This window comes from Teichococcus deserti (assembly GCF_001982615.1).
Taxonomy (GTDB): Bacteria; Pseudomonadota; Alphaproteobacteria; order Acetobacterales; family Acetobacteraceae; genus Pseudoroseomonas; species Pseudoroseomonas deserti.
Genome location: NZ_MLCO01000071.1, coordinates 1 through 5477, shown reverse-complemented (window position 1 = coordinate 5477; position 5477 = coordinate 1). Strand labels below are relative to the sequence as shown.

7 protein-coding genes and 1 tRNA gene are annotated in these 5477 nt (G+C 68.6%); 2 read left to right on the top strand and 6 right to left on the bottom strand.

Annotated features, from left to right (window positions below):
• Positions 1–78 precede the first annotated feature (78 nt).
• A complete protein-coding gene (locus BKE38_RS09195; protein WP_076957024.1) occupies positions 79–1011 on the top strand; it encodes a DUF429 domain-containing protein in 933 nt (310 codons plus the stop codon).
• Positions 1012–1046: 35 nt separating this feature from the next.
• Here BKE38_RS09195 and BKE38_RS09190 read toward each other — a convergent pair whose 3' ends face one another.
• The 5 genes from BKE38_RS09190 to BKE38_RS09170 form a co-directional block, all read right to left on the bottom strand.
• Positions 1047–1871, bottom strand: a complete 825-nt coding sequence (locus BKE38_RS09190) for a sugar phosphate isomerase/epimerase family protein (protein WP_076957023.1) — start codon at positions 1869–1871, stop codon at positions 1047–1049.
• A 238-nt stretch (positions 1872–2109) separates the two neighbouring features.
• Positions 2110–2505 carry a VOC family protein gene (locus BKE38_RS09185; protein WP_076957022.1) on the bottom strand — a complete coding sequence of 132 codons (396 nt, stop codon included), beginning with the start codon at positions 2503–2505 and terminating at the stop codon, positions 2110–2112.
• A gap of 16 nt (positions 2506–2521) precedes the next feature.
• Positions 2522–3367, bottom strand: coding sequence for a bifunctional methylenetetrahydrofolate dehydrogenase/methenyltetrahydrofolate cyclohydrolase FolD (gene folD / locus BKE38_RS09180; RefSeq protein WP_076957021.1), 846 nt, complete (start codon positions 3365–3367; stop codon positions 2522–2524).
• Positions 3364–3672, bottom strand: a complete 309-nt coding sequence (locus tag BKE38_RS09175) for a DUF167 domain-containing protein (protein ID WP_076957020.1) — start codon at positions 3670–3672, stop codon at positions 3364–3366. Before BKE38_RS09175 ends, folD begins: the two co-directional genes overlap by 4 nt.
• On the bottom strand, positions 3672–3965 hold the full coding sequence (locus BKE38_RS09170; RefSeq protein WP_076957019.1) for a YggT family protein: 294 nt from the start codon (positions 3963–3965) through the stop codon (positions 3672–3674). Before BKE38_RS09170 ends, BKE38_RS09175 begins: the two co-directional genes overlap by 1 nt.
• A gap of 109 nt (positions 3966–4074) precedes the next feature.
• Between BKE38_RS09170 and BKE38_RS09165 the strand changes: the two genes are divergently transcribed.
• Positions 4075–4150: transfer RNA gene (locus BKE38_RS09165), tRNA-Ala, on the top strand.
• 54 nt (positions 4151–4204) lie between these two features.
• Here BKE38_RS09165 and coaA read toward each other — a convergent pair.
• On the bottom strand, positions 4205–5188 hold the full coding sequence (gene coaA / locus BKE38_RS09160) for a type I pantothenate kinase (protein WP_083747408.1): 984 nt from the start codon (positions 5186–5188) through the stop codon (positions 4205–4207).
• Between the last annotated feature and the right edge of the window lie 289 nt (positions 5189–5477).

The window sequence follows — 5477 nt, the reverse complement described above, 5'->3', positions numbered from 1 at the left end:
CCTCCTGAACCACCCCGCCCGGGGGACAGTATCCCCCGGACCCCGCCTTCACCAGGTGGCCATTATGGGAGCCAGGGCTTGGCTATCCCTTTTCAGACAATCCTGCATGCCGACTGGAGCCGTGACGCCCGGAAGCGATGGATCGCTGCCGCCGTTCGCACCGGACCAGGATGGCAGGTGGAAGCGCCATGCACGATCGGCGATTCCGCTGACTTCGTCGCCGCGTTGTTCTCAATGCCGGGCCCAGTGCTGGCGGGCTTCGACTTTCCGATAGGGCTGCCTGCCAGTTACGGCCAGCTCACTGGCTTCGCGGGCTTTACTGAGGCGTTGAAGATGTTTGGCACAGCCGACTGGGCTAAATTCTTTCAAGTTGCTGACTCGGAGACGCAAGTATCGCTGCGGCAGCCCTTCTATCCACGCCTTTCCAGTGCCGAAGCCAAGCAGAGACATCTGCTGGAAGGTCTCGGAATGAGCAGCATCAACGAGCTGCGCCGGATCTGTGAGCATGCAACAGCCAAACGTCGCGCGGCCTGCCCGCTATTCTGGACGCTAGGCGGCAATCAGGTGGGCAAGGCAGCCATCGATGGCTGGCAAAGCGTGCTGCAGCCAGCGATACGGGACGGCGCCCGCCTCTGGCCTTTCGACGGTTCCCTAGCTTCGCTTGCCCGCGCTGGTGTGCCGGTGATCGCCGAGACGTATCCGGCGGAGGCTTACGGCCATGTCGGCATTGGCTTCAAACCACGCATGAGCAAACAGCGTCAGGATGACCGGCGCGCGGCGGCGGCAGGCCTGCCGGCCTGGGCCGCCCTCCATCGTATCAGGTTCTCGGACGAGCTGTCGGCGCAGATCACCGAAGGCTTCGGTTTATCGAAAGCGGGCGAAGATCCCTTTGATGCCCTTGCCGGGGTGCTGGGCATGATCGAGATACTGGATGGCAGGCGACCCGAAGCGCCGACCTTGCACCAGCTCGCCCGGCAATGGGAGGGGTGGATCCTCGGGCAGCGTGGCTGATGCGGGGCTCTGGAATGAGCCCCGCTTGCAGATTGTCAGACAGCCAAGCCCAGGCCAGTCAAATGCGCCACCGCCTTCGGCAGCTGGCGGTGGTCGCGCAGCTCCAGGATCAGGCGCGGCTTGACCTTCAGGGCGGCCACGGCGGCGAAGACGCTGGGCCACAGGATGGTGCCGTCGCCCGGCGCCCAGTGGCGGTCGGCATGGCCGTCCGTGTCCTGCAGATGCACATGCCGCAGCGCATCCCCCGCCAGATGGATGTGGAAGTCGACCGGCGGCGCGCCGGTGCTGACATGCGCGTAATGCGCATGGCCGGTGTCCAGCGACACCTGCACCGCGGCGCTGTTGAAGGACGCGGCCAGGCCGATGCGGTCGCGCGGATCCTTGTCCTCGATATTCTCGATGACCAGCTCGCAGCCGATCGCCTGAGCACGGGCCACCACCGGCGCCAGCGTCTGGTGCACCCGCTCCTGCAGCTGCGCGCGGGCGCCCGGGAAGGCGTCCAGGTTGTAGTGGTCCCAGGTGGTGAAGGGCGAATGCACCACCATCTGCGTCGACCGCAGCGCCTCGCAGACCTCGAGGCCCTGCAGCAGGCGGCGGGTCACCACGGCGCGCACCGCGGCGTCATGCGTGTCGATCTTGAAGCCCCAGAACGGGCCATGCATGCCGATGCGGCCGGTATGCCCGTCCAGCGCGCGCCGCACCTGCTCGGCCAGCGGCTTCCAGTCGCCGTCCAGCACCTCGGCCTTGAAGAAGTCCTGGATCTCCAGGTCGCGCTGCTGCTCCAGGATCCAGTCGCGGTGCTGCTGCAGCCCCTCAAGCATCAGGGCGGCGCCCAAAACCGGCTTCGGCTGATCGGTCATTCTTGTCGTCTCTCGCGCTGCTGGCGCGTGGTCGCGCCCCTGGCAGGATCGCCGCGAGGTGGATCACGCGATCGGACCATGACCTGGCCCCGATCATCGGTGCGGTAGACGATGACCGGGATCCAGGATTCGCCGCAGGAGCAGGAGGGGCCGTCACCTGCGACGGCGCGCCGCTTACGCGGAAGCCGGCGTCACCCGCGTGACGCTCCGGCGACAAGCCGATGACGTTCCGCCCGGCTCAGCTTTCAGGCTGGTGGCAGCAGAGGCACAGCTTGTTGCCGTCCGGGTCGCGGAAATAGCCGCCGTAGAAATTCGGATGGTATTGCGGCCGCAGCCCGGGCGGCCCCTCGCAGGCCCCGCCCTGGCGCAGCGCCAGGGCATGCCCGGCATCGACCGTGGCGCGGTCGGGCGCCAGCAGCGCCACCATCCCGCCATTGCCGGGGGCAGCCGGCCCGCCATCGAAGGGCGCGCCGATCAGCAGCAGCGGCCGGTCGTCGCCGGCGGGCTGCCAGGCCGCCCAGGGTTTCTGGGCGTCCTTGAAGCGCAGCCGATGGCCCAGCAGGGCCATCAGCGGGTCGTAGAAGGCGAAAGAACGGTCGAAATCGCCGATGCCGAGGCAGACATGCGACAGCATCGGCGTCTCTCCTGGCTCAGCCGCGGCGGGCCACGGCGGCGTCGACGGTGTTCTCGATCAGGCAGGCGATGGTCATCGGCCCGACCCCGCCCGGCACTGGGGTGATGGCGGCGGCCCGCTGGCTGGCGCCGGCGAAGTCGACATCGCCGACCAAGCCCCCGTTCGGCAGCCGGTTGATGCCGACATCGATCACGGTGGCGCCCTCGGCGATCCAGTCGCCCTTGACCATTTCCGGCCGGCCGACGGCGGCGACCAGGATCTCGGCGCGGCGGCATTCGGAGGCCAGGTCGCGGGTGCGCGAATGCACCACCGTCACCGTGGCGTCGGCGGCCAGCAGGAGGGCTGCCATCGGCTTGCCGACGATGTTGGAGCGCCCCAGCACCACGGCCCGGGCGCCTGCGATGGTGGTGCCGGCGGCCGCCAGCAGATGCATCACGCCCTTCGGCGTGCAGGGCACCAGCCCGCGCTGGCCGGTCGCCAGGCGGCCGGCATTCACCGCGTGGAAGCCGTCGACATCCTTGGCCGGGTCGATGGTCTCCAGCACCGTCTCGGCGCGGATATGGCGGGGCAGGGGCAGCTGCACCAGGATGGCGTCCACCGCCGGGTCGTCGTTCAGCTGGCGCACCACGGCCAGCAGCGCGGCCTCGGTGGTGTCCTCCGGCAGCTGCAGCGTCGCGCTGTGGAGGCCCGCCTGCTTCGCCGCGCGGTCCTTGTTGCGGACATAGACGCCGCTGGCCGGGTCCTCGCCCACCCGCACCACGCGCAGGCCGGGGGTGAAGGGCAGGGCGGCGACGCGCTCGGCGATGCGGGCGCGAAGCCCGGCCGCCACTTCCTTGCCGTCGATGATGCTGGCGGTCGTCATGCCAGGGACTCCAGTTGCTCGGCCAGGCGGGCAGGGTCGCCCGCGATGCGGCAGGTCTTTTCCCGCGCTGCCGCCCCCTGCACCACCGCGATGGCGGAAGGGGGGACATGCAAGGCGGCGGCCAGCAGCGCGCAGACCGCGCGGTTGGCCCGGCCATCCTCCGGCGCCTCATGCACCGCGAGCTTCAGCCGCGGCCCGTCGGCGCCCTCCATCCAGCCCAGCAGCCCGGCGCGGCGGGCCTTGGGCTGCGCCTTCACGCGCAGCTCCACGCCCCCCTCCACCCGCCGCCAGGCCGGCAGGGCCATCAGCCGGCGACCAGCGGCCAGACCGTGGTCCAGAGGAAGATCCGCAGCGCGTAGAGCAGCAGGATCAGGATCATCGGCGAGATGTCGATGCCGCCCAGATTGGGCAGCAGGTTGCGAATCGGCCGCAGCGCCGGCTCGGTCACCTTGTAGAGGAAATCGCCCACCGCCCAGACGAAGCGGTTGCGCGTGTCGAGCACGTTGAACGACACCAGCAGGCTGAAGACCGCGGCGATGATCAACGCCCAGACATAAAGGTTGATCGCCTGATCGACGAACCAGAACACCGCGTACATCGCCATCCCCTGAGCGTGAGGCCTTCAGATACGAAGCCGCGCAGGCCACGGCAAGCACCCCTTGACTTGATCCTTCGCAGCGGGGATAAGCCCCGTCACCAGCGAGCGTGGGGCTGTAGCTCAGTTGGGAGAGCGCGTCGTTCGCAATGACGAGGTCAGCGGTTCGATCCCGCTCAGCTCCACCATTCGCTGCCTAAGAAACCCGCCGCAAGGCGGGTTTTTTGCGTTTGGACGTCGGGTTACATCCGCCGCAGCCAGATTTCCTGCGCCCGGTGGTCGGCGCCCTTGCGCAGCACCATCCGCGCCCGCTCGCGGGTCGGCAGGATGTTCTCGTTCAGGTTCCGCAGGTTGATCTCGCGCCAGATCCGCTGCGCGACCGCGGTCGCCTCGGCCAGCGGCAGGTCCTTGTAGCGGTGGAAATAGGAGCGCGGCTGCTGGAAGGCGGTGCGCTGCAGCAGCAGGAAGCGCTCCAGGTACCAGCGGGCGATGTCCTCCTCGGCGGCGTCGACATAGACCGAGAAATCGAAGAAGTCGGAGGCCAGCAGCGGTGCGCCGGCCGCCGTCTGCAGCACGTTCAGCCCCTCGAAGATCAGGATGTCCGGGCGGCGGACGATCTGCTTCTGGCCGGGCACGATGTCATAGGTCAGGTGCGAGTAGACGGGCGCCGAGACCACCTCCTCCCCCGCCTTCACCGCGCTGAGGAAGCCGATCATCTTCCGCAGGTCGTAGCTTTCCGGGAAGCCCTTGCGCCCCATCAGGCCCCGGGCTTCCAGCACCCGGGTCGGGTAGAGAAAACCGTCGGTGGTGATCAGCGCCACGCTCGGATGGTCCGGCCAGCGCGCCAGGATCGCCTGCAGCACGCGGGCGAAGGTGCTCTTGCCCACGGCGACGCTGCCGGCGATGCCGATGATATAGGGTGGCGGCACCACCTGGCGGCCCAGGAAGGTGTCCTGCACCACCCCCAGACCCCGTGCCGCGGCGACCTGCAGGTTCAGCAGGCGCGACAGGGGCAGGAAAACCTCGGCCACCTCCTCGAGCGACAGCCGGTCGGTCAGGCCGCGCAGCCCCTCCAGATCCTCGGCCGAGAGCGACAGCGGCGTGCTGGCGCGCAGCGCCGCCCATTCGGCCCGGCCGAAGACGCGATAGGCCGCCGGCCCGCTCTCGCCGCGGCCGGTGGCCGGGTCGGCGGGGGGCAGGCTGGTCTCGGCACGGGGCTGGGGCATGCGGCGTTTCCTGTTCGGCCCGGCTTGGAAGGCTGTTTGGCCGCGATCCTGGCACCGCTTTGCTGCGATGCGAAGAGTCCCTGGCTTGGCATCGCCCGCTTCCGGGCCAAGACTGCCGCCAAAGCCGGCCCGAGGAACGCCGCCCCATGGCCGATGGCACCGACGGTGGCTCTTATAAAAAACTGAAGCGGCCGACGATCTTAAGAGGGAGGGTCTCGGTAGTAGCCGCAGGACACACAAAAGAAGCAAAGGGAGGCATAACGACCATAGCATATATAACATGAGATAA